Source organism: Paenibacillus sp. NRS-1760 (assembly GCF_050467785.1).
In the GTDB taxonomy this organism is placed as follows: domain Bacteria; phylum Bacillota; class Bacilli; order Paenibacillales; family Paenibacillaceae; genus Pristimantibacillus.
Genome location: NZ_JBITPK010000007.1, coordinates 606,886 through 633,617, shown reverse-complemented (window position 1 = coordinate 633,617; position 26,732 = coordinate 606,886). Strand labels below are relative to the sequence as shown.

Annotated in this window: 19 protein-coding genes; 18 read left to right on the top strand and 1 reads right to left on the bottom strand. The window is 44.2% G+C overall.

What is annotated here, in order from left to right; genetic code table 11:
* Positions 1 to 81: 81 nt before the first annotated feature.
* The 17 genes from ACIFSR_RS06825 (at position 82) to ACIFSR_RS06745 (ending at position 23,542) form a co-directional block, all read left to right on the top strand.
* Positions 82 to 1,290, top strand: coding sequence for an MFS transporter (locus tag ACIFSR_RS06825; protein WP_430056070.1), 1,209 nt, complete (start codon positions 82 to 84; stop codon positions 1,288 to 1,290).
* Between the two features lie 178 nt (positions 1,291 to 1,468).
* Positions 1,469 to 3,661: an ABC transporter ATP-binding protein gene (locus ACIFSR_RS06820; protein ID WP_430056067.1), complete on the top strand. Its 2,193-nt coding sequence runs from the start codon at positions 1,469 to 1,471 to the stop codon at positions 3,659 to 3,661.
* A complete protein-coding gene (locus ACIFSR_RS06815; RefSeq protein WP_430056064.1) occupies positions 3,658 to 4,191 on the top strand; it encodes a DUF1854 domain-containing protein in 534 nt (177 codons plus the stop codon). Before ACIFSR_RS06820 ends, ACIFSR_RS06815 begins: the two co-directional genes overlap by 4 nt.
* 372 nt (positions 4,192 to 4,563) lie before the next feature.
* Entirely contained in the window at positions 4,564 to 5,379 is an 816-nt protein-coding gene (locus ACIFSR_RS06810; protein ID WP_430056061.1) for an MBL fold metallo-hydrolase, read from the top strand.
* A gap of 157 nt (positions 5,380 to 5,536) precedes the next feature.
* Complete coding sequence (locus tag ACIFSR_RS06805) at positions 5,537 to 6,220, top strand: response regulator transcription factor (RefSeq protein WP_430056058.1); 684 nt, start codon at positions 5,537 to 5,539, stop codon at positions 6,218 to 6,220.
* Positions 6,217 to 7,476 (top strand): HAMP domain-containing sensor histidine kinase, encoded by a 1,260-nt coding sequence (locus ACIFSR_RS06800; RefSeq protein WP_430056055.1) that lies wholly within the window; start codon positions 6,217 to 6,219, stop codon positions 7,474 to 7,476. The genes ACIFSR_RS06805 and ACIFSR_RS06800 overlap by 4 nt, the downstream gene beginning before the upstream one ends.
* A 144-nt stretch (positions 7,477 to 7,620) precedes the next feature.
* The gene (locus tag ACIFSR_RS06795; protein WP_076270674.1) at positions 7,621 to 8,382 is read left to right on the top strand and encodes an ABC transporter ATP-binding protein; all 762 of its coding nucleotides are present in this window, start codon (positions 7,621 to 7,623) and stop codon (positions 8,380 to 8,382) included.
* Position 8,383: 1 nt separating this feature from the next.
* Positions 8,384 to 10,726, top strand: coding sequence for an FtsX-like permease family protein (locus ACIFSR_RS06790; RefSeq protein WP_430056052.1), 2,343 nt, complete (start codon positions 8,384 to 8,386; stop codon positions 10,724 to 10,726).
* A 212-nt stretch (positions 10,727 to 10,938) separates the two neighbouring features.
* Positions 10,939 to 12,378, top strand: a complete 1,440-nt coding sequence (locus ACIFSR_RS06785; RefSeq protein WP_430056049.1) for an ABC transporter substrate-binding protein — start codon at positions 10,939 to 10,941, stop codon at positions 12,376 to 12,378.
* Positions 12,379 to 12,466: 88 nt separating this feature from the next.
* Positions 12,467 to 13,435, top strand: a complete 969-nt coding sequence (locus ACIFSR_RS06780) for a carbohydrate ABC transporter permease (RefSeq protein ID WP_430056046.1) — start codon at positions 12,467 to 12,469, stop codon at positions 13,433 to 13,435.
* A 1-nt stretch (position 13,436) separates the two neighbouring features.
* A complete protein-coding gene (locus ACIFSR_RS06775) occupies positions 13,437 to 14,279 on the top strand; it encodes a carbohydrate ABC transporter permease (protein WP_430056043.1) in 843 nt (280 codons plus the stop codon).
* Between the two features lie 29 nt (positions 14,280 to 14,308).
* Positions 14,309 to 15,805, top strand: a complete 1,497-nt coding sequence (locus ACIFSR_RS06770) for a glycosyl hydrolase family 28 protein (protein ID WP_430056040.1) — start codon at positions 14,309 to 14,311, stop codon at positions 15,803 to 15,805.
* Between the two features lie 9 nt (positions 15,806 to 15,814).
* Positions 15,815 to 16,702 carry a glycoside hydrolase family 43 protein gene (locus ACIFSR_RS06765; RefSeq protein WP_430056037.1) on the top strand — a complete coding sequence of 296 codons (888 nt, stop codon included), beginning with the start codon at positions 15,815 to 15,817 and terminating at the stop codon, positions 16,700 to 16,702.
* Between the two features lie 23 nt (positions 16,703 to 16,725).
* Positions 16,726 to 18,204: a glycosyl hydrolase family 28 protein gene (locus ACIFSR_RS06760; RefSeq protein ID WP_430056034.1), complete on the top strand. Its 1,479-nt coding sequence runs from the start codon at positions 16,726 to 16,728 to the stop codon at positions 18,202 to 18,204.
* A gap of 84 nt (positions 18,205 to 18,288) precedes the next feature.
* Complete coding sequence (locus ACIFSR_RS06755) at positions 18,289 to 19,638, top strand: response regulator transcription factor (RefSeq protein ID WP_430056032.1); 1,350 nt, start codon at positions 18,289 to 18,291, stop codon at positions 19,636 to 19,638.
* Positions 19,635 to 22,523, top strand: a complete 2,889-nt coding sequence (locus ACIFSR_RS06750; protein WP_430056029.1) for a sensor histidine kinase — start codon at positions 19,635 to 19,637, stop codon at positions 22,521 to 22,523. Before ACIFSR_RS06755 ends, ACIFSR_RS06750 begins: the two co-directional genes overlap by 4 nt.
* Before the next feature lie 53 nt (positions 22,524 to 22,576).
* Positions 22,577 to 23,542: an alpha/beta fold hydrolase gene (locus ACIFSR_RS06745; RefSeq protein ID WP_430056027.1), complete on the top strand. Its 966-nt coding sequence runs from the start codon at positions 22,577 to 22,579 to the stop codon at positions 23,540 to 23,542.
* A gap of 79 nt (positions 23,543 to 23,621) precedes the next feature.
* Here ACIFSR_RS06745 and ACIFSR_RS06740 read toward each other — a convergent pair whose 3' ends face one another.
* Complete coding sequence (locus ACIFSR_RS06740; protein WP_430056024.1) at positions 23,622 to 25,715, bottom strand: GxGYxYP domain-containing protein; 2,094 nt, start codon at positions 25,713 to 25,715, stop codon at positions 23,622 to 23,624.
* Between the two features lie 420 nt (positions 25,716 to 26,135).
* On the opposite strand from ACIFSR_RS06740, the gene ACIFSR_RS06735 reads away from it, so the two are divergent.
* Positions 26,136 to 26,612, top strand: coding sequence for a CcdC family protein (locus tag ACIFSR_RS06735; RefSeq protein WP_430056021.1), 477 nt, complete (start codon positions 26,136 to 26,138; stop codon positions 26,610 to 26,612).
* The last annotated feature ends 120 nt before the right edge of the window (positions 26,613 to 26,732 follow it).

Sequence of the window (26,732 nt, the reverse complement as noted above, 5' to 3'; positions counted from 1 at the left end):
TCTAAATAAAAAGTTTTTCATATGAGGGGAGAAAAGGAATGAACAGTGTAGTACGAATCGTTTACTGCTTGGAGGTGCATCATGGCTAATTCGTACCGCGAGATATTCAAAGCTGCCGGAGCAAAAGGGTTTTCAGCTGCAGGTTTTGTTGCTCGTATGCCTATATCGATGATGGGCATTGGCATCGTGACCATGTTGTCGCAGCTGCGCGGCGAATACTGGCTAGCAGGTGCTGTAGCAGCTACCTTTGCTTTATCAACGGCTTTAATGGCTCCACAAATTTCCCGTATGGTAGATCGGTTGGGGCAATCCCGTATTCTGCTCCCATTTACAGGGATTAGTGTAGTATCTATCGTTTTCTTGCTGCTATGCACAAGATATGAAGCGCCGGATTGGACGCTATTCCTGTTTGCCTTAATTGCAGGCTGCATGCCTAGTATGCCGGCAATGGTTCGTGCGCGCTGGGCTGAGCTGTACCGGGGCTCCCCGAAGCTGCAAACGGCGTTTGCCTTTGAATCTGTAATGGATGAGCTTTGCTTTATCATTGGCCCAATCATTTCGGTCGGTTTAAGCGTTATGCTGTTTCCCGAAGCGGGTCCGCTTCTAGCCATCGTTTTTTTAACCATAGGGGTCATCCTGTTTACGATGCAAAAGAGTACAGAACCTGCTGTGCGTCCCCTTCATTCAGATCATAAAGGTTCGGTTATTAAGATTGGCTCATTGCGGGTGTTGGTGTTTGCGCTCATTGCGTTAGGCACTATTTTTGGCACCGTGGATATTGTTAGTGTAGCTTTTGCAGAAAATCAAGGAAATACTGCAGCTGCCAGCATTGTGCTTTCCGTTTATGCTTTAGGTTCGTGCTTAGCTGGCTTGGTTTATGGTGCACTTAGGCTCAGAACTCCGCTTTATCGCCAGTTTTTGTGGGCTGCCGCGGTCACCATGGCAACGATGCTTCCGCTATTATTTGTAGATAATATAACGAAGCTAGCAGTAGCTGTATTTTTCGCTGGGATATCGGTAGCTCCTACTATTATTGTTACGATGGGCTTGGTGGAGAAAATTGTGCCCGAATCTAAAGTGACGGAAGGAATGACTTGGGCTATTACAGGCATGGGAATCGGGGTTGCTTTAGGATCATCCGCAGCTGGCTGGGTCGTGGATCACTTTGGTGCGCGAACGGGATTCGCGGTAGCAATAGCAGCAGGAATTCTCGCTCTGATTATTGTGGCTCTTGGTTATAAATCGCTGATGACAGCATATAATTACGCAATAAGGAGCTCTGAGCAGTAAGTATTAATATGCTAAGAGCTATAGTATGAATACTAACCCACGACCAAATAAGGTTGTGGGTTTTTGTTTGTACTGTAATAAAGACAGCCCGGCAGTAATAAACAGTTATAGTTATTTTCCATCTTTACCCATATGAAAATATGTGAGTAAATAGGTTGGTAACGAAAGGGGGAAGAATATGACCTTTATTAATAAGCTTCCTAAGGCGATAGAAGCACAACTTAGAGAGAAAACGCTGTTTCATGCCGTATCAGATTTAATGAATGATGGTCAGTTTGGGGAAGAATGGCTGGTCCTGACTGAAAAGGAAGTATCGGTGTGGAGTTCGGATGGGATGTTGGTGACTACACTCGCATTTTCGGATATTACAGATGCCCGGGCTGTTGGCGGAGTAGGCGGCGGCTCATTGCTAGCGGATACCAAGAACGGTCCGATTATCCTTATACGCTACACAGCATCGCTTACTTCTATATTTGGATATGCATCTAAATTAATGGGTGCAGTGGCAAAAGGCGAAGAGCGGCCAACGGTTTCTGAGAAAGAATTCCCGAGAAATTGTCCAAAATGCCGCAATCCGCTGCCGGACGATTCTCAAGCTTGTCCCGTTTGTAAAAACAACGGCAAGGTTCTGTTTCGAATGCTGAGCTATGCGAAACCTTACAAGCTGCAAATGGTTGCGGCAGCGATTATGTTGATTTTCACAACATTGGTTGAGCTTATCCCGCCATTTTTGACCAAAATGATTGTGGATGATGTGCTGACTCCGAAGGATATGGGCTCCACGCTTTTGTGGATTGTTATCGGCCTTGCAGCGACCTCGCTGGTAGTCACCCTCATGCAGACCGTGCGCGGTATTATTGGCGTGTGGATCGGTTCCAAATTAATGGGCGATCTTCGGCACGATGTCTATAATGCCTTGATGAGATTGTCGTTATCCTTCTTTGACCGAAGACAATCCTCGCAGTTCATTGGACGGGTAAACAATGATTCAGAGGCGATGCGGCAATTCATGACCGATGGTGTCATCTGGGTCTCGGGTGAGTCACTTCGTGTCATTGCGATTTTCATCATTATGTTTAGCTTTGATTGGAAATTAACGCTGCTCGCCATGCTGCCTATGCCGCTTATGATTATTTTGTCCAGTGTATTATGGCCGATGATCGGTCGGCGGTGGTATCAGCAGTGGAGGTCTATTTTCAGATTAAATGCTTTAGTTGGCGATTCTTTGCAAGGAATTCGTGTGGTTAAAGCGTTTGGTCAGGAAAAGACGGAAATGTCACGTTATACGGCAGCGAATAAGGAGCTCGTTCGGCATAATATTCGAATTGAAGGTTTGTGGCAGGGCATGTTCCCCGTCTTCGCTTTAGTCGCTGGAGCGGGTACCTTATTGATTTGGTATTTTGGCGGCAAAACCGTGCTTCAGGGCAATCTATCTATCGGTACTTTGATCGCTCTAGTTACCTATTTGGGCATGCTTCTTGGACCATTGCAGTGGGTAAGCCAAATGATCAACTGGGCAACGCATGCGATTTCGGCAGCTGACCGCGTATTTGAAATTATGGATACCCCGTCTGATGTGCCCGATACCGTAAACCCAGCACAGATTGGCCGTGTAAAAGGCGAGGTTGAATTCAAAAAGGTGACCTATGGATACGAAAAGCATCACCCTGTGCTCAAAAGCGTAGACTTAAAGGTAGCTGCAGGCGAGATGATTGGATTAGTCGGACATTCCGGTGCTGGAAAATCGACGTTTATTAACATGATTTGCCGATTTTATGATTCGGATGAGGGTACGATTACGATCGACGGCACGAACATCCGCAATATTAGCCAGAACGACCTGCGTAAGCAGATTGGCGTCGTACTGCAGGAGACGTTTCTGTTTGACGGGACGATAGCAGAAAATATTGCTTACTCTAAACCGGACGCTACAGAGCTGGAAATTATGCGCGCAGCCAAAATCGCTAATGCACATGATTTCATCGTTCAGCTGCCGGATGGCTACGACACGAGAGTAGGTGAACGTGGTCATAAGCTGTCTGGTGGAGAAAAGCAGCGGGTATCTATTGCTCGCGCCATTATTCATGATCCGCGAATTCTAATTCTGGACGAAGCAACGGCCTCCGTAGATACGGTGACGGAGCGTCAAATTCAAGAAGCGATATCGCGTCTGGTTAAAGGAAGAACAACGTTTGCGATTGCCCATCGATTGTCAACTTTGCGCAATGCAGACCGGCTTGTTGTGCTGGATCACGGCAAAATTGTTGAAGTAGGAACACATGAGGAGCTGCTGGCTTCCGAAGGTGCATACTACAAGCTGGTTGAGGCGCAAAAGGAAATGTCCAAGATCAAGGGGGTTGAAAATGCATGATTGATTCCAATGACATTGGTGTTGAAATAAACACGAAGGACCCTTTTGAGATTAATCTATTGGAACCAAACGCGGTCTCATTTTCCCGCAGCCAAGGCGGCGTTTTTCAAGGCGTTGTAGCAGGAAAGGCCTATGAAGAAATCATACTCTTTCGTATATTTCCTTTCCAATACACGACCCAGTATATTTCCGTCCGCGATGCAAAGGGTGAAGAGATCGGCGTTATTCAGGATATTGAGCAGCTGGATAAAGAAAGCCGATCCGAAATGGATAAGGAGCTGAAGCTTCGGTATTTCCTTCCGCTTGTAACTCATATTGATTCCATTAAGCAAAAAGCCGACATGTGGATTTGGGAGCTGCAAACCAATTTGGGACCGACCCGCATCGTCATGCGGAACTTGCATGAGCATATGCAATACCCGAGTGATAATCGAATTATTCTGACCGACATCAACGGCAAAAGATGTGAAGTTCGTGATTGGAAGAAGTTAGACGGCCACAGTCGCGGTCAGTTGAAGGATGTCTTATAAGGCAACGAATATCGTGCTGTCCCTCTTTTTCTAAATAAAAAGAGAGGGCGGCACTTTTGTATTGTCTTATGATGCTCGTGTAGAAAAAAAGTAGATTGCATGTGAAAATCATCGTAAGCTAGATTGATATCCACATTCAACCAGCAGTCATTGGGGAACGATATCATCCATAAGCAGTATGGTGTGGATACCCGGTCCTCCTGGATAAAACGGGGGATGTATACAAGTACTACGGTGGAGATGGCTTCCCAGCTCTGTGCTTTGTGAATACGGACGGGGAAATCATTGATTACATTATCGGATCGCTTGACCAAGATGAAATAGAAGCTTCGTTTAAGAAGCTTCTCGGCGAGACCTAAAGGAGAGATACTTTTGATTCAATACAAAAATGAACAGGTAACCGTGTTCCAAAGTGAGTTATATCAAACGACAGCGACGGTCATTCAGACGGAGGAAATGGTACTCATCGTAGATCCGAACTGGCTTGCGGGAGAAGTTGAGGCGATTAAAGAGTATGTAAATGAGATCAAAGGTGATCGAGCTCTGTATCTATTATTTACTCACGGAGATTTCGATCATATTATTGGTTATCAAGCGTTCCCTGATGCCACAACCATCGGCAGCATCGGGCTGCATCAGCATCCGCAAAAAGAAGAGAAGCTTGAAATGATTCGAGAGTTTGATCGTAAAAACTATATTGCAAGAAATTATCCTATCGCATTCCCAAGCCTTGATATCATAATTAAAGAGGATGGACAGCAGCTGCACGTAGGAGATACGACAATGACTTTCTATCTTGCGCCGGGTCATACGGAGGATGGATTAATAACGATCGTCGAGCCGTTAGGAAGCATGATTGCAGGAGATTATTTATCCGATTTCGAGCTGCCTTTTATTTATCAAAGTGCGAAGGCGTATAACCATACCCTTGAGAAGGTTGACCGTATATTTGTAACGCATTCCGTTCGCTTGCTTATACCGGGTCACGGAAAAGCGACAGCCGACTCGTCAGAGATGAAGAGACGTTTGGCTATGGCATCGGATTATCTAAACCGCCTTTGTGAGGCAGTTATGGCAAATAACGAGACTGCTCTTGCTGCGCTCTACCGTGAGCATGCCTTCTTATCCACCTTTACGGAATATTGCCACAAGGAAAATGTATCGATTATACAACGTGAATATCAGTAATATTATAATCAACGAACATTAAAACACCCTAACGAGGAGCCGCTTGCGTGCTGCGCGATAGGGTGTTTTTGGTTTATTTACGTTTAAACTTCCTTTTTCATAGTATATTATGGAAGTGACTGATGTTTACTATTCTATCAACTAATGGAGAACGCATATGAACTATGATTGCTTAATTGTGGATGACGAGACGGTTCTTGCAGAAACGACGAGTGAATATTTTAATATGTTTGAGGTCAAATCAGCATACGTGACAAGTGCGGAGGAATGTGAGCTCTTTTTACGGGAAAATGAAACGTCGCTTATCCTGCTCGACATTAATCTTGGTCATACTTCCGGGTTTGACTTGTGCAAGAAGCTCAGACAAACGACACAAATTCCGATTCTGTTTATTAGCGCTCGGTCCAGTGATGACGATATTCTTATAGCTCTTAACATAGGCGGCGACGATTATATCCAGAAGCCTTATACGCTTAGTGTGCTGCTTGCTAAAGTGAAGGCTGTCCTCAAAAGATACGGGAATCAAAGCCCAACCGAAATGCTGGAGTTTGGAGAAGTGAAAATTGATTGCAATCTTTGCCGCGTTCGTGTGAACGGTGTAGATATGAAGCTCAAAACGATGGAATATAAATTGCTCTGTTACTTGGCGAAAAATAAAAACAGAGTCATTTCAAAAGAAGAGCTGTTTGACAAGGTGTGGGGTGACTCCTTTGCCGGAGATGGAACTCTTAATGTACATATTCGGCACTTGCGCGAGAAAGTCGAACCGAATCCCAACCAGCCGCAATATATTAAAACGGTATGGGGGACGGGATACGTCCTGGAAGATCACAAGTTATGAGAATAAAGTGGCTGTTCATCACTATCCTCTTTGTATTTGCAACAGGCAGTGCAGCTTCTTGGCTCGTTATGAATAGCAAGACGGATACCGAAGTGGATATGGTAGCTATAAATGAGGTGTTAAAAAAGCTTGAGAGCCACTGGGGGCAAATCGATCAAGCGAATTTCAGCACGATAAAGCAGTCATTCAGCGTTATCGATACTCATGGCCAAGTACGCTTTCAAACATTCGAGGGGCAATCTCCTACCATTAATGATGCAATTAAAAACAGAGATACGATAACAGATGTCGTGGTAGAGGGTACTTTAGTTGGCAAGCTTATTGTGCTAAACGATGATAAAAAAGTAATTCAGCAAATGAAACGGCAGCTTATTATCGTGCTCTTTATCACTTTTACTATGTTTGCGCTGCTAAGTGTCATCTATGTTTTGTTTTTAAATTATAAGGTTTTCAAACCATTTCATAAGCTGCAAAGCTTTGCAGTTAACGTGGCGAGAGGGAATCTGGATATTCCTTTGAAAATGGGTCAAAACAACCCGTTTGGCGCTTTTACAGAAAGCTTCGACATTATGCGCGAGGAACTGGCTCTAGCAAGGCAAAGTGAATATGAGGCAAACCGCAGCAAGAAGGAGCTTGTAGCCAGCTTAAGCCATGACATTAAGACACCAGTCGCCTCGATTAAAGCGGTGAGCGAATTGATGCTGCTTCGAGCTGACGATGAGAAAGTAACGAAGCAATTAACGACGATTTATTCAAAGGCAGAGCAGATCAACCTATTGGTGAGCGATATGTTTACGGCGACTTTAGAGGAGCTTAATGAGCTGAAAGTAACGGTGACGGAGGAAGAAAGCAGTGTTTTAAACGGCATCATCGCTAACGTGAATTATGATGATCAAATCAGCTTTACGCCTGTTCCTGCATGCCTAATCTTAACGGATGTATCGCGTTTACAGCAGGTATTTGATAATATTTTGAGCAATTCTTATAAGTATGCGGGCACCTCAGTTACCATTTTGTCCGCAATAAAACACAGCTATTTGGAAATAAGCATTATGGATTATGGAAAAGGAATTCATCCGGACGAGTTGCCGCTCTTGTTCAATAAATTTTATCGAGGAAACAATGCAGAGGGACACAGTGGCTCAGGGCTTGGGCTATACATATCCGAGTACTTGATGCAAAGCATGCAGGGCGATATAACCTGCCATAACCGTGAAGATGGTTTTAGCGTGACGTTAAAAATTAAGTTAGCTTAAAGAATTAAGAATTGGCTAAGGATTGAACAAAGCTTAACTAAGAATTGGTTTTGTATGATAGGACTGTAAGCTACATTACAGTCTTTTTTGCTTAGGGCTAGAGCGAAGCTATCATACAACTGCAGGATAAAGGAGATTTAATTTATGCCAAGCCAAATGTTAAGAACCGAAAAATTGTGCAAAACGTTCTCAAGCGGGGGAAATCAGCAGCATGTGCTAAAAAACCTCGACATTAGTTTAATGGAGGGTGACTTTACCGTTATTATGGGAAGCTCAGGATCGGGCAAATCGACCCTGCTTTATGCGCTTTCTGGAATGGATAAACCGACATTAGGCGAAATTTATTTTGAGGAGAAAAAGATTTCGAAGCTAAATAACGATCAGCTGGCGATTTTCCGAAGGAACAATTGCGGCTTTGTATTCCAAAAGGTTTATTTGCTCGACAATATGAGCGTGCTGGATAATGCGCTGGCAAGCGGTCTGCTCGTTAGCAAAAACAAGCGGGCTATCGTAGCCAAAGCAAAAAAACTGCTTGCCCAAGTGGGGTTGAATGAAACCTCATGGGGCAAATTTCCGGAGCAGCTCTCCGGAGGAGAGGCGCAGCGTGCTGGCATCGTGCGCGCATTGATCAATGATCCCAAAATTGTGTTTGCAGATGAACCAACCGGCGCGCTTAATTCCGCTGCTAGCGACAGTGTGCTGGATGTCATGACGGAGGTTAATAAGAGCGGACAAAGCATTGTTATGGTTACACATGATATGAAAACCGCATTAAGAGGGAATAGAATACTTTACCTGCGTGATGGCGTTATTTTTGGGGATTTGCAGCTTAGTCCGTTCCATGTGGAAAATAACCATAAACGGCATGAGCAGCTAAAAGCATTTTTGGCTGAAATGGGGTGGTGAGATGAACATCGTCAACCTAGCCTGGGCCAACATCAGAAAAGGCAAAAGCGCGGCATTTTCCCTTTTTATTTTGATATTTATCGCAGCGCTGCTGCTTAATGTGGGAATGACGGTTATTTTCAAAATTAATACGTTTTTTGATGATAAGGTGGCGGAACTACATGATCCCCACTTGAACATCATCATGGACAGTGCAAGCTATACGAATGCCAAGGGCGACTTTTTGAAAAACTATTCTGATGTGAGTGAGTTTGAGCTCGAAAACATGGTGTTGATGAGTTCAGCCAAATTTCGTTATGGGGATAGTGACATGAGCCATGCCGCTGTTATCCTTAATGCGGATACTGCTCGCACGATTGCACCATTAAAACTAATTGAGCAGATAGCCTTGAGCTCTGAGCCGGATATATACCTCCCTTACAGCTTTAAAGTAAGCGGCGGGTATAAGCTGGCTGACAGCTTCGTCTTTACCTATCAGGACAAGGAATATCGTTACCGGGTTGCAGGTTTTTTTGAGACAACGATGCTTGGCACCACCAACATAACGTTGATGAAGTATTTTTTGCCGGATACGGAATATGAGCAGCTGCTCAGCCAATTAAGCCCCAAAGAGGAAGGCACCTTCATATCTGCCAAGTTGAAAAACAGCGAGCAGTCAATTCAATTGCTTAAAGATTACGAAGAGCAATTTCCCTTCTCCCATAATGAGGCAAGCTCCTTTTATTCTTCATTAGACGTCATGACGATGAAGGGCATAAGTACGATGACGATCAATCTGGTCGCTATGATTATGGTTGCATTTGCGGCGGTTATTGTTGTGGTGTCATTGCTTGTTATTAAGTTCCGTGTCACTAATAGTATTGAGGATGGCCTTGTTAATATTGGTGTTCTGAAAGCAGTGGGCTATACGAGCCAGCAAATTATTTTATCTATTATGATGCAGTTTATGATCATTACCTTATTGGCAAGTATTATGGGGGTGGCGGTCACTTACACCGTTATGCCTGTATTCGGAGGCATTATTTCTACGCTGTCTGGACTGCTATGGAATCAAAGCTTTAATGCTGTAATTAATTTAGCCAGTATTCTAATTGTAGTTGTACTTGTCGTGACTGTAACACTTCTCACTTCGATACGTATTAGAAAGCTGCATCCAATAGCGGCGCTGCGGGGAGGCATTGTGACACATAACTTTAAGAAAAATCGCTTCCCCCTAGATCAAGCCAAGGGTGGATTAAGCTTTGTGCTTGCTTGCAAAACCATCGTGATGAACATCAGGCAGAACATTATGATCACTTTTATCGTTGCCGCCGTTACCTTTGCCTCTGTTTTTGCTATCGTTCTTTATTACAATATAGCAACAGATAAAACAGCCTTTATTCACCTCGTTGGTGCAGAAACCTCGAATGTCAATGTTCAGGCTAAAGAGGACGTAGATAGTGAGGCGCTGTTTGAATCCATTAAGCAAATGGATGGTGTTGAAAAAACGGTATTGCTGGACTATTTAATAGCGAAAGTTGACGATAAACCGTTTGCTATGACGATTTCGGATGATTACAGCGGGTTGGAAAACCAAATGGTGTATGAGGGACGATATCCGCAATATGATAATGAAATTGTCGTTTCGTGGGCAGTATCGCAGCTGCTTGAAAAAAACATTGGCGATACAGTCAAAGTAGATATAGGGGAAGCCAGTCATTCTTTTTTAATTACCGGTCTGAGTCAGTCTATTAGCAATATGGGGCAAATATCATCTGTCACTTTGGAAGGTGTTCGGCACCTCATTCCAGATTATACGGGCAAGATGCTCAACGTTTACTTAAATGGTATCGATAATGCGAGCTTTATCAAAAATAGTAAAGTACAATACGGAAGCTCAGTAGAGGAATTTGTTGATGTAGATGAGACGATAAACAGCCAAAGCAGCGTCTATATTTCCGCGGTGTTTGCTGTTATGGCGCTTGTTCTCGCGATTACTGTATTGGTGGTCGTTCTCATTCTTTATCTTGTTATTAAAACGATGATTCTCAAGCGCAAGAGGGAGCTCGGAATATTTAAAGCAACAGGATATACGACGAGCCAGCTAATGACGCAAATCATGCTAAGCTTTGTGCCAATTGTCATTATAGGGGTTGTTATTGGTGGCGTACTGGGCAGCCTGTATACCAATTCCATGCTGACCTTGCTGCTCTCTGGAGCGGGAATTCACAATGTTCAGTTCATTATTAAATTGCCTCTTGTTATTGCGCTTTGTTTCGGAATTGTTATGTTGTCTTACGTTGTTTCCATTCTTGTGTCGCGGCGGATCAAAGGAATTTCCGCTTATGAATTAATTACAGAGTAAAAATATAGCCAATATGCGTATACGCGACCTTTCGGGGTCGCTTTTTTGTATACTCGGAAACGATACGCTTAACAAGGGATTGGAAAATCCTAAATAAAAGTGAACGAATCAAAAAAGATACGACGTTGTTGCCTAGGGGGATCAATTCTATAATTTGAAGAGTAGATAGTACTACTACTTATTTCTTACTTATTACGTCTAGGGGGATTCTAATGAAAAGAACGTTGTGGTCGACTTGTCTATCTGTACTCTTAATATCCGGCTTGCTGCTCGTCAGCGCATGTGGGGGAAACAATGCGAATGACAAAAACGCTACGTCAAAGAACAACACATCGTCAACCGGAAATGAAAATACAAATACCGGAGCGCCGTCCGAACAACCTGCAACGAATGGGGAACCAGTCGTTATTAGGCACACGATGTATGACAGCGAGTTTACAAGCGAGATGGTTGCGGAATTCGAGAAGTCTCATCCCAACATCAAGGTGGAGATCGTATCCGCTGATTACAACAAGCTCATGGCAATGATGGCGGCTGGTAACGGACCGGATATCATTCGTACGAACTCTGTTACCGAGCTTCCTGGTTATGTTCTGAAAGGGATGGCGCTTGATTTGACTACAAACTTCAATCAAAGCAGCGTATTCAAAACAGATGATTTTCTTCCTGTCGTAAATCAATTTAAATACGATACTGTGACTGGATTGCATGGCACCGGATCGCTGTATGGCTTCCCTAAAGATTGGTCGCCAGACTATACGATTTATTACAATAAAAAAATGTTCGAAGCGGCCGGAGTGCCATTGCCTAGCAGTACGGAGGCGATGACATGGGAGGAGCTTGTGGAGTTAGGACAAAAGCTGACGGTCAAAAATGGTAAGAAAGTGAGCCAATATGGGCTCGTTTATTTCAACGGCGGAACCGTTGCAAACCAGGATCTTTTAAACCTTCAGCTGCTTCAGCAAGGCGGAAGCATGTTCAGCAGTGATTTCAGCACAGCAGATTTATCGACACCGCAGATGAAGGACTTGCTTCAATTCTGGGTAGACACTGCGAAGTCGGGAGTAGGACCTAGTCCCCTGCACCAAGAAACAGATTGGGGCGGGCAATTGTTTGTGGACAACAAGGCAGCTATTATTATCGCGGGATATTGGTTCTCTGGGTTCCTGAAGACAAATGAGCTTACGAAGGACCGATTAGGTGAATTTGGCGTAGCTCCTGCACCGGTAGTTGAAGGAGGAAAACGAATTTCGCCGACTGGCGCAGGTACAGGCGCAATTATTTACAAAAACACGAAGCATCCAAAAGAGGCATGGGAAGTGTTCGAATGGTTCTTCGGCGGTAAGCCTGCAGAAGATCGCGCAAAAGCAGGATACGGCTTGCCAGGCACGAAGACATTTGCGGCTATGCTTCCGCAATCTAATGAATTCGACAAAATGAATTACGACTTTATCCAGAATGAACTGCAGTATACGGATGGCAGCTTGCCGTATAATCCATACCTCAATTATCAAGCGGTTAACTCGATATTTGATAAATATTTCACTCCAGTGTATTTCGACAAAGATACGGTGGATGGCGCTACGAAAAAAATGACTGAAGAGCTAAACACACTCATTACGGAAGGCAAGCAACTCGTCAGCCCAGAGTAAGAAGCGTTATAGGGTTGCCGGAGCAGATCATTCTCCGGCAGCTCTTTTTTTTAATGATTCACATACGACGTAAAGCAAGGAGGCTTCCATGAGTCAATTAGCCAACCCCGGAACGGCAGCAGCCTTCCAAACCAAGCGGGGACGATTCCGCAAGAAAAGCTTCAAAGAAGCCGTTGAATTTTATATTTTTATTTCTCCATGGTTCGTTGTTTTTATTTTCTTAGGTCTTATTCCACTGTTATACGGACTATATTTGAGTTTTACCAATTACGCAGGATTTAATATGGATCGGTTGACCTTCGTTGGACTAGACAATTACCGCAAAGTATTTACGGATAACGATGCGATGTATTCGCTTGGCCGAACCTTGTTTTTCACGGTAATTATGGTTCCAACCAGCATCGTGTTAGGCTTCTTGCTCGCTGTGCTATTAAACCAGAATATTAAGCGAATTGGGCTCTATCGTACGCTGTTTTTTATTCCATCTATAATTCCTGTGGTAGCTGTAGGAACGATGTGGAGATCCCTGTTTGTAGATGAAGGCGTAATTAATAACCTATTGATTGAAATTGGGATGGAGCCTATAGATTGGCTCGGCTACGACTACGCCATCTATCCGCTTATCATTATGCTTCTATGGGGTGTGGGTGGAGGTATTCTCATCTATTTGGCAGGATTAAAAGGCGTGTCAAAGGACTTGTACGAAGCTGCGGCCATCGACGGGGCCAAGACGTTCCAACGCTTTACGAAAATTACGATTCCTCTTGTTACACCGGTATTGTTCTTTCAATTCATAATGAGTATCATCGGCTCTTTGCAAATATTCGTGCAGCCTATCCTGCTTGCGGCTAACTCAAACAGCCTATTGTCGACACCAATCCGGCCTAACTATGTTTATTCGGTACATGCATTTCAACAAATATTCGCTTATGGCCGTTTTGGATATGGGCTTGCGCTGCTCTGGGTTCTTTTCATTATGATATTGGTTCTAACTGTCGTAGTTTTCTCTTCGAGCAAGCTATGGGTATTCTACGAAGTTGATCAGGAGGGAAAGTAAGATGGTAAACGCAGGTGTAAAGAATACGTCATTCAGAATTGTTACCTATACATTGCTTGTCTTGCTTTCCATTCTTTTTGTCATTCCGCTTTACTGGCTTGTGACAAACTCTTTGCAAGTGGTAGGATCAGCTTCAACATTCTGGCCAACCAGCCTGCACTTCGAAAATTACAAGTATGCATTAACCTTCATTGATTATTGGAGTTACGCTAAAAACTCAATCATCATTACCGTTATTTCTGTGGTCATACCTACGATAACAAGCGCCTTGGTCGGTTATGGATTCGCAAGGCTTCGGGGACCGGGGAAAAATGTTTTATTTCTACTGATGCTTTCCACGATGATGCTGCCAGGTATCGTTACTCAGATCCCGACGTACGTCATTTTCTTCAAAATTGGCTTTATTAATACCTTTTGGCCTTGGTTTTTTTGGGCTTTGGGCGGAAGTGCGTTCAGCATCTTTTTGTATCGCCAATTTTTTGCGACATTTCCTAAAGATTTAGAGGAAGCAGCCAGAATTGATGGTTGTTCGACCTATCGTATTTTCTGGAATATCTTTTTGCCGATATCGCTCCCAGTCATTGCAACGGTATCGATCCTCGCTTTTAACGGATCATGGGGCAATGATTATATTACACCTTTCATGTTTCTGCAAAATGATAAATACCCGCTGGCTACAGCTTTGTTCTCGATCGGCTATGTTTTTCCCGGGCAGAAGGAAATTACGATGACGCAGGTACAGAGCGCTGGCTTGGTTCTGTTCGTATTGCCCATTATCGTTGTGTTCTTCTTAGGGCAGCGTTATTTGGTAGAAGGAGTCGTATCCTCGGCTGTCAAAGGATGATCATAGCATTAAGCAATGGGGGGATTTAGATGAAAGGAAATAGGAATCCAAAGCGTGTTATTAGATTAATTCTGCTTCAGGTTATGATGGCAGCCATACTCATCCAGACGTTAGCTGGCTGCGCGCAGCCGCAGGAGAACGTAGAAGAAAAACCAGTTCAAACCTACGCAGCGCCGGTTGACTTACCTGTGAACTACCGTTCGAACGACTTCACAGTGAAAGCTGGAGAGAGCGATATTGATTTATACAACGCAGGCAATAACAGCTGGAATAAACCGGTCTCTTACGGATATTTCGATATTCCAACCAGCAGTACGATTGCGGTAACACCGAATTTCGAATTTTCGTCCTTTGAGCTAGTGCCTAGATCGCTTGGGATTAAAGGCGAACGCAGTGGAAACACCATTACGTTCAAGCTAAATGGTCCAGCCAACGTTTCTTTAGTGGTGGACGGCAATTATCAGGGTAAAGTATTGCATCTATTTGCTGAGTCCCCGGAGACGGATATTCCCGACCCTACAGATCCTAATGTTATCTACTTTGGTCCTGGTTTTCATGACTTAGGGGAATATGGCACGCCACCAACCATGATCAAATCAAACCAAACCTTGTATATTAGCGGCGGTGCGGTTGTGAGAGGCAGGTTCCGAGCCGATCATGCAACGAATATTACGATAAGAGGCAGGGGTATTATTCTTAATGATTACAGAGCCCAAGATGAATATGATGATATCGCATTAGCACTGAACTACGTCACCAAGTCCACGGTTAGAGATATTATTGTCAATCGAGATACGAATAGTTGGACGTCATCGATGCATGGCAACAGCGACGTTGAAGTCATTAACTATAAAGCTGTAAGTCCAAGGTATGCCAGCTCAGACGGGTTTAATATTGTAAGCAGTCATGATATCGTCTTTGACGGTTCCTTTATCCATTCCGCTGATGACTCGTTAGCCATTAAGGGATTGTCGCAAGAGGAAGATCCTGCTAAAGCGCTACCTGTATACAATATCACTTATAAGAACGCTCAGCTTTGGGCAGATGGCAATAACGCAATCGGCATCGGCGCAGAGACAGTAGCCGCGTATTTTAAAAATATTCATTTCAACAATATTGACGTGCTATATAATTTTGACGATCGTGATCATCCAGATGGGTTGACAGATCGTTCTGCAATCAATATTTTTGCGCTGCATGGCACGGAATTCAGTGATATTTCATTCGAGAATATTAGAGTTGAGAAAGCAAAAAGGCTGATTAATATTCAGATGGACACAACATTTTACTTTGGTGCTATACAGGGGAGCTGGGCATGGCCCGGATCAATTAAAGGAATCCGGTACAAGGATATTACTTCTTATTCGGATGGAACGAACGAAATTAAAGTTCAGGGCTGGAGCAAAGACCGTATGATCTCGGATGTTATTTTCGACAATATCAAGATTAATGGGAAGAAAGTAAAGGCCGTAGATGATCCGCATTTTACAATAAACCAATATGCAGAAAATGTGCATGTGAAATAGGAGGGAGTCATGCGATTAGGTGAAATTCATCTGCGCGATCCTTTTGTATGGACGGACAGCAGCAATGGCTGCTATTACATGTATGGTACGAACGGCGACACCGCTTGGAATGGCAAAGCAAACGGATTCGATGCGTATACGAGCAGCAATTTAATCGACTGGGAAGGTCCTTTTCCGGTATTTCGTCCACCGACCGGTTTCTGGTCCGATCATCACTATTGGGCGCCAGAGGTGCATCTCTATCGTGACAGGTATTATATGTTTGCGAGCTTTAAGGCGCTTAATAAGTGCAGAGCTACACAGATACTGGTCGCGGACCATCCCTTAGGGCCTTTTGTTCCGCATGGCGATGGACCGATAACGCCTCCGGAATGGGAGTGTTTGGACGGTACGTTATTTGTGGACCATGACGGTGTTCCGTGGATCGTGTTTTGTCATGAGTGGACACAGGTTAAGGATGGAGAAATACACGCCATGCGCTTGACGCATGAACTCGATAGGGCGCTGGGTAAACCCGTTTTATTATTCAAGGCATCACAAGCTTATTGGCCAGTAGAAGCCGAAGGAAAAGGAAATTTCGTAACGGATGGGCCTTTCTTGTTTCGGTCTGACGCCGGACGATTATTAATGATGTGGTCTAGTCACGGCAAGCAGGGTTATGCCATTGGAATAGCACAATCGGTTACGGGTCATATTTTGGGTCCGTGGTTGCAGGAGCCAGAGCTACTATTCGAGAAAGATGGAGGTCATGGCATGCTGTTTCATACGCTGCAGGGGCAGCTGTTGTTATCGTTACACATGCCAAATACTCATCCTAATGAGCGACCTACTTTCTTATCCGTCCTTAGCGCTGATGGAAAGCTTCAAGTGGAGCACAAAAAACAATTAGAGGCATGAATGGACGACGAGGAGAGATTGATATGGAAGAGACGATTGTTTATAAAGGGGATTATGCATCCATTCGGATAGACCCCGCCCCTAAGGGGATCTATTACGCGGTGAGTGAAGAAAGGTTAAAGCGACAAGGTGAGGACGCATATGGAGCTGATCCTGACGGACTTGTGCTTTCCAGGGACTGGGAGTTGTGCGTCGGCGGGCATGCTATCCCTGTATATGCTGCTCCCGTCACCAGCGGGGGGCCTGCTTCATTTGCTTCGCTATCTTATGTAGGTGAACCGGGCAAAATCACGCTTGTTGCACGTAGCGCAAGGCCAGTTCACAGCGCATCCATTCACCCATTTTCGCTTGGGCTGTCTCCAAAAACGCTGGAGCAGGAAGTCCATATTCCGATAAACGGCCCTTGTAAGTTGATTATTGAGACGAATGAAAATCAGGATTGTCCTTTGTTCATAACGGTACATGCCGAAGAACGAAATGTACCCCACGCTGGCAACCCAGATGTCATTTATTACGGGCCGGGTTTGCACAGGGTCAGCAAGCTGGAACTTGCGAAGGGGCAGACACTTTATATCGCAGGAGGTGCTGTCCTTCAGGTGTTTGTTCCGGAAGATGAAGTCCCGATGGTCGAGAGCGACTGGGCAAAAAAGAAGGTTTATCAGGACTTTATTGTCGCGGAACACACCGAAGATATACAAATACGAGGACGAGGCATTATTGATTTATCCCAGCTGGATTGGCATGCTCGAAAGGCAATATTTATTAATGAAAGCAAACGTATTCAGATTGAGGGTTTAACAATTGTCGGAACATCGCATTGGACGATTCATCTATCCAAATCGAGCGATTGCACCATAAATGACATTACTTTAATCGGTTACCGGGAGAACAGTGACGGGATTGATATTGTTAATAGTCAGGATATACATGTAGCAAACTGTCTAATCCGTACGGGCGATGATGCGGTCGTCGTCAAGGCAATGGCTGCTCCTCCTGCGGTTGGGGGACGAAATATTACCGTTCGCCAATGCACGGTATGGAATGATAAGGTGCGCTGCTTCGGTATTACGGGGGAGACGAGAACAAATATTCAGGACGTCGTATTCGAAGATTGCGACATTGTGCATAGTACAGCTACATGGACGGAGGAGCTGGGCTCCCTCTGTATTATTGTAGGAGACTCCGGCACTATTGAGAGGGTTCGATTCGAGAATATGAGGATCGAAGATGAACGCCAGTATGCCATGGCGTGTCTGATCTTCAAAGACCGTTGGTCGGTAGACAGCGAACCAGGCCATATCAATAATATACTATTCCGAAACATTTACCTGCCTAAGGAAGTGCCGTCTCTCTTTCATGGGTATGACGCGAGCCATGTGGTTAAAGATGTCTTGGTTGATGGATTGTTTATTGATGGAAGACCAGTCGAGCGATTGGAGGATGCGAACTTCCGAATGAATGACTACGTTAGCGACATAAGCATATGTGGAAAATCCGAATAGTGACTAATAGAAATTTTCTTCGTTTTTTCCCCTCCCTTATATTATATAATGGAGTAGATTGTCATCCTCAGAGGGGGATTGCGAATGACTAGCAATCGATACAAACTTATGATCGTGGACGATGAATACGAAATTAGGCAAGGGCTTAGGAGCATTGACTATTCGGCACTTCAGATCGAAGTATCAGAGGATTGTGAGAATGGACTTTTTGCTCTAAAGTCTTTAATAAATGAACCGGTGGATATCGTGGTAACGGACATTCGGATGCCTCTTATGGATGGGCTGGAGTTGGTAGAAAAAGTGGCCGCTCTATATCCCCACACGAAAATTATTATTTTGTCGGGTTATGATGATTTTGAATACGCGAAGTCGTGTATGAAACATGGAGCGCTTGATTACTTGCTTAAGCCGCTTGATTTCGATGAATACGAGAAAATTTTGGCGAAAGCGGTTCGTCTCATTAGCCAAGAGAAAGAGCAGCAAGCTAAAACGCTCACGCTTGAGAGGAAGGCAAAGCTGTCCGCGAATCATTTGCGAAAGAAGTTTTTAAGGGATATTCTGCAAAGCGAGATGACAGAAGAGGCTATCGAGCTGGAAAGCGCATCGGCTGAAGTCATGCTGGAGGATAACGGGGACTATGCGGTATGTCTGCTTCGTTTTTCAGAATATCCGAATAAACCTAGAGGTGTTGGCGACAAGGATTGGAACTTAATCGTCTTTACCTTGGACAATCTGCTTCAGGATTTATGGGATGAGAAAGGCCTCGGTTATCATTATGTGGATCAAGAAGGACAATGCTCGTTAATTGTTACTGAGCCTGGTGCCGTATTGGCGCTGAGGGAAGGCGCGGGAGAATTGGCCGATCAGCTTGATCGGTTACTGCATGGCTTAAGACGTTTTCGCGGATTATTTAAATCACATTTGTCGTATACCATTGGAAAGGTCGTCTCGAAACCTGAACATATTCGGTTGTCGTACCAGGGAGCGGGATTATTGTTTCAAACGAAGGATGACCACATTAGCCTTGAAACAAAAACATCAATGCAAGAAGAGGCCATCCCGCGTAAGTACGTCGAGCAGGTTAACGGCAAACGTCTCATACAAGAAGCAAAACTTTTCATTGAAGAGAACTTTGATCGGACGATCACTTTGGATGACGTCGCCAAACATGTTCATTTGAATGCCAGTTATTTGAGCTTTCTGTTCAAAGAGCTTACTGGACAAAAGTATATTGATTATTTAACGGTGTACCGAATCGAGAAAGCGAAAACTTTATTGAAACTAACCAACCATAAAGTGCATGAGGTCGGAGAAATGGTAGGCTACGAGAATCCTAGGTATTTTACTTTGGTTTTCAAAAAGTATACACAGCAATCTCCGATTGAATATCGCAATACTTCTTATCACATAGATGACAAGGACGCATCATTATGAGATTTCGTTACCACCGTAACCGACTCGTATTCATTGCCTTTCTGCTGACAGTGCTTTCAGAATGCACGTTATTCGGCATAAGTTATTGGAATACGCGGGATGTTGGTTCCGAGATTCAGCGGTCGTCCGAGCAAAATCTTTCCAATCATGTTGAGAGTCAAATCGTATCGAAGCTCAATGAAATGAATTCCTTGGCATTGCAGATTGAATCGTTGGACTTTACGAATTACGCACGTTCGTTTTTGAGCCTTCGTTCGCGTGAAGAAGAAGCGATAGCAAGGAGCGAGCTCAATTCTCGTCTGGAGCAGCTGCACTTACCTCCAGGCTCTGTCGATCAAATTTATTTCATCGGGGAAAATATTAACCAGCAAAACTTCGGCAAATCTTTTGTTACCAAAGAATTTATTCCGGGCAGCCAAATTCCGTGGATCGATGAGCTAAGAAGTGCAGGCTTGCTCGATTCATTTACCCGGTATTACAGCATGCCGACTTACATTCCAGTCGGCATGTTCACGGATGTCCTCACAGCAAAGAAGGCGGATATTTCAGCGGATACATGGCTGCGACTCGATCAATTTTTTAAGCACATAGAAGGGCATTTAATTATTAATAATGGTGTAAATTACTTAAACGTGCTGTCCGTTATTGTATTAGATGAACGTATTTTCTCGGCTGAGCTTCCCTCGGAAAGCATATGGAACGGCTACGTAAGCGTACTAGATGAGAATCGTCAGACGCTGTGGTCAAACTTGCCAAGCGAGGACGCCCTAGAGACAGCGGTGCATCGAATTGAAAACGGATTCAACGAGTGGGAGCAGCACATTGAAGGCAATTATAGAGTGAGAGCGACACCTGTTTCCCCATACGGGCTAAATATTGTTTTCTTCGAACGGATAAGAAGCGATTCGTTATGGAGCCAGAATTATATCAACGCATACATTGGTTTCTTCATGTGTACATTGGTGATCAGCCTTCTGATTGCCTTTAAGTTTGCCAATATGATTATGTACCCATTCCAAGTGCTTGCTAGAATCGTATGGAAGAAGGGAAATGAGCTAGATCTTCGGAGTATACCTGAGGAAAAGTTCTCCGAAGGTAAGTTTTCGAGATTGTCTATTCGGGGCAAAATACTGCTTTTGCTCGTATCGTCCGTTCTTATTCCAGTGTTAATGGCAATCGGCATGCATTTGTTCATGATGTATAATTACGTCTTTAACAAAGCAGTGGATTTATCAGTCGAATCTTCTGACCACCTTATTATAGAGCTGCGTGATCGAATGGAGCGTTACGAGAACTTAACGAATCGGTTGTCTACAGACAGCCGATTGACGAACCTGATATCACCTTACTCTTATATGGAAAATATTGATGATTTTACAGTGGCAAGCTATCCTGGGTTAAGTGATCTTTCTTATTTTGTCTTATATGATATAGGGGGAGTTGCACGTTACTCGTCGGCATTCTTTAACAATTTGACTTTATTTAAGCTATCTTCAATTGATTCTGAACTGCTGGAGGGTTTACAACCTGAACAAATGGTTTGGGTAACTGGGCTTAATGATGTCTATGGACATCCATCCCTGATGCTGATTAAGAAGCTGTCAGTTCCCTCGGCGTCCCCGGGGAAGTCGACGGATGCTTTTCTTCAGGTTGTTCTCAAGGAAGATGCATTCTCCTATGTGACCTCGGATCGCAAACAGAGCTTCGTCATGCTCGATCGTTCCGGTAAATTTATTTATTCGAATACGTCCTCACAAGGGTTCAGGGAAGCGGCGGCCCATCAGTGGAATGGCGATTTGGAGAAGGTGGAGGATGTCTTAATCGATCAGGTGGAAAGCAGCAATCAGGTCATTGTACATCGTCAGATAGGGAGCTTGGGCTGGTCGACGTTTATTTTTATGACGATTGATGATATGTATTTAAAAATCAACAGTATGTTTCATCGCTTTATTTTGCTCATTCTCCTGATTATCATTATTATTTTGGCGGTAATGTGGAGTGTATCGTCCATGCTGGTCAAGCCGATTGAAAGGTTGAAGCAAGCTGTAGAGAAGGAGGAGGTGTTGCCGATTCAACTGGAGCAGGGAGCAAATCCGAGGGATGAGATTAGCCAGCTCGTCGCAAGCTTTAATCAGATGATCAAGCAGATCCATGAATTGATGGAAGAGAATATTAATAAGCAAATCCGCGAGAAAATATTAGTTACATCTAGGATGAAGGCTGAGCTCGGCATGCTGCAGCAGCAAATTAATCCTCATTTTCTCTATAACACTTTGGAAGCCATCAATATGCGAGCGAGGCAATATGGTGCGACTGAGGTTAGTACAATGGTGAACTCCTTAGCTAAAATATTTAGGTTTACGATAAATACCGGCAACGAAGTTGTGCCGCTTACCGAAGAAATTGAGCATACCCGTAATTATTTGACCATTCAGGAGCTGCGATTCCAAAACAAGTTCACCGTCAATTGGCAGCTGGAAGAGTCGACGATGAGAATGCCGGTCTTAAAGTTCATTTTGCAGCCAATTATCGAAAATGCACTTCAGCACGGCATAGAAGACCTTTATGGTAATGGTGAAATTGGCATATGTGTAGAATTTATAGATCACCGGTTGATTCTATCTATATCAGACAACGGAATAGGCATGAGCGAGGAAGAGTTAAGACAGGTAAAAGATTCGTTAAGCATGGCGACTGAGCCGATGCCAGCTCAGACCAAAGGAACAATGAAGCGTACCAGTGGTGTAGGTTTGGTAAATGTATATCAGCGGCTGCGCATTTATTATGGCGAGCAATTAGAATTGGATATTAAGAGTGAGGAACTTATAGGTACAACGATAACAATCAAACTACCCATTGCGCCTGCAGTGGTGGATGATTCGTAATCTGCCGATTAACAGTCGCATAAACATATAATATTTGAGAGGAATGAGTGTAAATGCCGTTAGTTGACATGCCGCTTGAGAAGTTAAAAGAGTACCAAGGAATTAATCCTCGCCCTGCTGATTTTGATGCTTATTGGGATCGTGCGATCGCTGAGATGCGTGCTGTAGATCCGCAAATTAAGCTCGTTCCAAGCTCATTCCAGACTCCGAACGCGGAATGCTTCGATCTCTACTTTACGGGCGTTCGCGGGGCTCGTATCCATGCAAAATATGTTCGGCCAAAACATATTGCAGAGCCGCATCCGGCAGTCGTATTATTCCATGGCTATACGGGAAATGCAGGCGATTGGAGTGACAAGCTGGCTTATGCCGCATTAGGCTTCTCCGTTCTAGCTATGGATTGCCGTGGTCAAGGCGGGGAGTCTGAGGATTCCGGCAATGTGAAGGGAAATACACATCAGGGTCATATTATTCGGGGATTAGATGACCATCCGGACAATCTGTTGTTCCGTCATATCTATTTGGATACTGCACAATTGGCGGGCATCGCACTGGGCTTGCCTGAGGTTGATCCAGAGCGTGTTTATGCAGCTGGCGGTTCGCAGGGCGGAGCGCTTACGATTGCTTGTGCGGCGCTTGAACCGAGAGTAAAGAAGCTTGCTCCTGTGTTCCCATTCCTTTGCGATTATAAACGCACGTGGGAGATGGATTTGGCGAAGGACGCGTATCAGGAGCTTCGCACCTTCTTCCGTTATTTTGATCCGCTGCATGAGCGCGAGGATGAAATTTTTGAGAAGCTGGGTTATATCGATCTTCAATTTCTTGCAAACCGCATTCGCGGCGAAGTATTGATGTTTGTTGGCCTCATGGATACCATTTGTCCGCCTTCCACACAGTTTGCAGCTTATAACAAAATAACTGCTCCTAAGCAGTTAGTCATCTATCCGGACTTTGGGCATGAGCATTTGCCGGGTTCGTCGGATCGTACGATTCAATTTTTCTTGAACTTATATGAATGAAATAGAATTAAAAACTCTGACCTTATGGTCAGAGTTTTTTTTGGTTCCACTTTTAACAAAAGCCACGTATATTTTAAATCTAATCCTCGTTTTCGTCCTCCGCTAGCTGCGATTTGGCCGGCAGTTTATTGTAATCGCGGATAAGTGAGAAGTAGTGGTCAGCCCTTACAGCTTGATATTCCGGTCCGAGCGATTCTGTTATCGCCACAACATCAGAAGGTGTCATGCTCCATGCGAGCAGCCCGAGTGATACGAATAATGGTGATTTGCCATCCCATTTTGCTTTGGCTGCTGCCAAAATGTTTTTCCCGTCTTGTGCGGTACTTATGCCTTGAATCGTGGATACCGGCAGTGTACCGTTTATAATTTCGACACCATAATGATCTTCCCAACTTAGGAATAGTCCTTTTGCCTTGTAAAACTTCTCATAGGCAGCTGCCTTTGATGCGCTGAGCGGAACATTCTCGCTGTTCACACGATTCAGCACATATGGAACGGTCATTCCTGTTTGCTTCATATACGTATAAGACTGCTTAAGGAAATCAGAGAATGTGGCTTCCGGCCATGCTTCCGGGTAGAAGTATCCTGACCCAGAAGGACCAGCAATGATGAGGTCATTCTCTGTTGCTGTCTTTTGAAAATAGTTCAAAATAGCGGGTGCGCCGTCATAAAGAAGCGGGCTTGATGTCCAGTTGATCGGTACTTTTCCGCGAGCAGGATCATCCCATAGGATACGCATTCTATGCTGGTTGTACTGGAAGTTGTCGCCCTCGCTGAAGGTATACGTGACGTAAATTTTATTTGCAAGCTTAGGTGCCTTAGGCGTTTTGGCTTTGACTGCCTTTGCCTTTGTACCCGAGAAAACCGTTAAGTTGCTGAACCAGTCGGCCGCAAGCACGTAGACACTGTAATTGGATGTAATTTCTACGGAGCTAAATTCGCCTTCAACGTCATTATTGAACCAGCCTAAGTAAGGGGTGCCTGGCTTGACGCCTGATAAGATTTTTTCGAAAAGTGCTTTCTGTTCCGGCACGTTGGAATCAAGCCAGAACACCATCGCTTTATTCGCAACTGCATAATCACGGAGGTAGCCGTAAGGCTCCTTCTGATCTGAGGTTGGCGGCTGGATATTGCCTGCCGATACCTTAAATTGATTCCACATAAGGACGGAGGCAGTTAACTGCTTTGTACCTGCAGGCGGCGTAAACTTATAGACAAAGTATCGGCCATTGTCTGCGAATCGGTGTCCGCCTTGACCTGTCGATACTTGAGAGCTTTGACGGTCGTACAGAAACGCCTCTTCCTCAGGCGTACCTGGAATGAACTGTGCGATTGTTTGCCCGTCTGCCTTCACGGTTACTTCATGAACGGCGGATCCCCAGCCATCCTGAGGGAAAGCGTCCTCGAAGCGAAGAAATACGGATTCTTTGCCCAAATTGCTCGTCAAATCCAGCTCATACGTATTTTTATTTTTGCCATCGCGCTCCTGCGTGGTGTCTTCTGCAATGGTCTTAAACGATTCAGGGAGTCCGGGAGGTATTCTTACGGATGTGTCAGGGCTTAATCCGACTAACATCCGATGTGTCGATTTGGCCCATAGATTCTCATATTGCCATGTGTAAGCATCCAAACGGTCTTTGAATTTGCCTTGTAGATCATCGAGCACTTTTAGATTAAATGGTGCTGCTTTCAACTGCGCGGCGAGAGCAGGGCTAGCGACAACGGCATCTTTTAACCCAGCAAGAGTAGTCGCTACATTGATAGTATCAGCAACCTTCGGATCGTAAACAATGATGCCTTTCACTTCTTTTTTATATTTTTTGACGATCTCCCAGTAATCTGCATGCACATTGTAGGGAACCTTCAAATCTTTTAGCCAGGTCAGTTTGCCTTCTTCTTGGTTTTCCAGCAGATAGATGCGAGGCTCCTCACGGTTAACGATACCCTGCAGCGTTGCAAGCAGAAGCTTAATGTCCCCTGGCGCATCATAAATATCAGCTACATCTAGTTTTTTGGGGGTTGCAAAGGATGGAAGCGCTTGCTTGTTTGGCCAGCTAATAGAGCTTTTGCCGGATTTGGATTCCGCAGTTGCTGCAGCTGGTGCTGAAGCGCCAAGCGTTAAAGACAGCGTACATACGATAGCCAGACATGTGACAGTAAGTTTTCGAATCACGATCTTACACCTCGTCTCATCTGATTGGGTAATACCATCGTCATAGCGCCTTTTCCATTCCCTCCTTCTTAGGCGGCTTCGCTAATGCGCATACGGCAGTACCTAAACTATATATTAAATATATTTATGTTTAATACAATCGTTTCGACAAATGTTCCAACAGAAGACAACTCGAGACCTAAAGTATAATAGCGCAAAAGAGATAGACAGTAGTCCCTTTTACATAGCCAAATCATGAGTATTGCATACAGTAATTGTATATATTAAATATATATAATTGGCGGAAAATAGGCATGCAGCATATACTTCACATAGTGATCCCTTTATATCCAAAGGAATCGTATTGCAGGTATTTCATTCGAGTAGGTATAATATAAATTATGGAAATTCAATATTTAATTTGTAGAAAGCGGTGTTGAAATGGATCGTTCAGTTTATGTGTTTGTCATTGCCATTGCTGCTCTCGTGCTGTGGAGACGAACAAGGAGCTTTTACCGCCCCATTCGAGGAGACGGCAAAAGGCTGTTGTACCCTATTCTATTTATGCTGCCGGGTCTGCTGTTGATATTTAATTCCAATGTCCATGCGCCGTTTTACGAATTTTTGATTGCTGCGGCTATAGGTATTATCCTCTCGATTCCTCTAATATGGACTACAAACTATGAAATTCGTGATGATCATCTTATATACGCTAAGAAGAACTGGGGATTCATCGTCGCTTTTCTCGTTGTCATTGCCATTCGTTTCGAGCTTCACCATTACCTGTCCACAATCGAACCTCAAACGCTGGCTGCCTTGTTTATGATTTTAGCGTTCTTCTACGTCATTCCATGGCGAGTCGTTTCTTATATTAAATTTCGGAAACTATTGCAGCTTCAAACGGTACGAAAAGTATAATCGCTATTTTGGCATCCAAGGAGACCTTTTAAAGGAGCTCCTTTTTTTCTGTTTTCATGACACCTCATTAAAATACTATTTTTCTGAAATTTATACCATATTTTGTGGAATTGGCATTTT

Bases quoted from the DNA above. Each gene is read 5' to 3' on its own strand.
- ACIFSR_RS06745 (WP_430056027.1), top strand. From the start codon at position 22,577: ATGCCGTTAGTTGACATGCCGCTTGAGAAGTTAAAAGAGTACCAAGGA.
- ACIFSR_RS06770 (WP_430056040.1), top strand. From the start codon at position 14,309: ATGAAAGGAAATAGGAATCCAAAGCGTGTTATTAGATTAATTCTGCTT.
- ACIFSR_RS06815 (WP_430056064.1), top strand. From the start codon at position 3,658: ATGATTGATTCCAATGACATTGGTGTTGAAATAAACACGAAGGACCCT.
- ACIFSR_RS06755 (WP_430056032.1), top strand. From the start codon at position 18,289: ATGACTAGCAATCGATACAAACTTATGATCGTGGACGATGAATACGAA.
- ACIFSR_RS06750 (WP_430056029.1), top strand. From the start codon at position 19,635: ATGAGATTTCGTTACCACCGTAACCGACTCGTATTCATTGCCTTTCTG.
- ACIFSR_RS06825 (WP_430056070.1), top strand. From the start codon at position 82: ATGGCTAATTCGTACCGCGAGATATTCAAAGCTGCCGGAGCAAAAGGG.
- ACIFSR_RS06795 (WP_076270674.1), top strand. From the start codon at position 7,621: ATGCCAAGCCAAATGTTAAGAACCGAAAAATTGTGCAAAACGTTCTCA.
- ACIFSR_RS06780 (WP_430056046.1), top strand. From the start codon at position 12,467: ATGAGTCAATTAGCCAACCCCGGAACGGCAGCAGCCTTCCAAACCAAG.
- ACIFSR_RS06765 (WP_430056037.1), top strand. From the start codon at position 15,815: ATGCGATTAGGTGAAATTCATCTGCGCGATCCTTTTGTATGGACGGAC.
- ACIFSR_RS06790 (WP_430056052.1), top strand. From the start codon at position 8,384: ATGAACATCGTCAACCTAGCCTGGGCCAACATCAGAAAAGGCAAAAGC.
- ACIFSR_RS06820 (WP_430056067.1), top strand. From the start codon at position 1,469: ATGACCTTTATTAATAAGCTTCCTAAGGCGATAGAAGCACAACTTAGA.
- ACIFSR_RS06735 (WP_430056021.1), top strand. From the start codon at position 26,136: ATGGATCGTTCAGTTTATGTGTTTGTCATTGCCATTGCTGCTCTCGTG.
- ACIFSR_RS06800 (WP_430056055.1), top strand. From the start codon at position 6,217: ATGAGAATAAAGTGGCTGTTCATCACTATCCTCTTTGTATTTGCAACA.
- ACIFSR_RS06805 (WP_430056058.1), top strand. From the start codon at position 5,537: ATGAACTATGATTGCTTAATTGTGGATGACGAGACGGTTCTTGCAGAA.
- ACIFSR_RS06785 (WP_430056049.1), top strand. From the start codon at position 10,939: ATGAAAAGAACGTTGTGGTCGACTTGTCTATCTGTACTCTTAATATCC.
- ACIFSR_RS06775 (WP_430056043.1), top strand. From the start codon at position 13,437: ATGGTAAACGCAGGTGTAAAGAATACGTCATTCAGAATTGTTACCTAT.
- ACIFSR_RS06760 (WP_430056034.1), top strand. From the start codon at position 16,726: ATGGAAGAGACGATTGTTTATAAAGGGGATTATGCATCCATTCGGATA.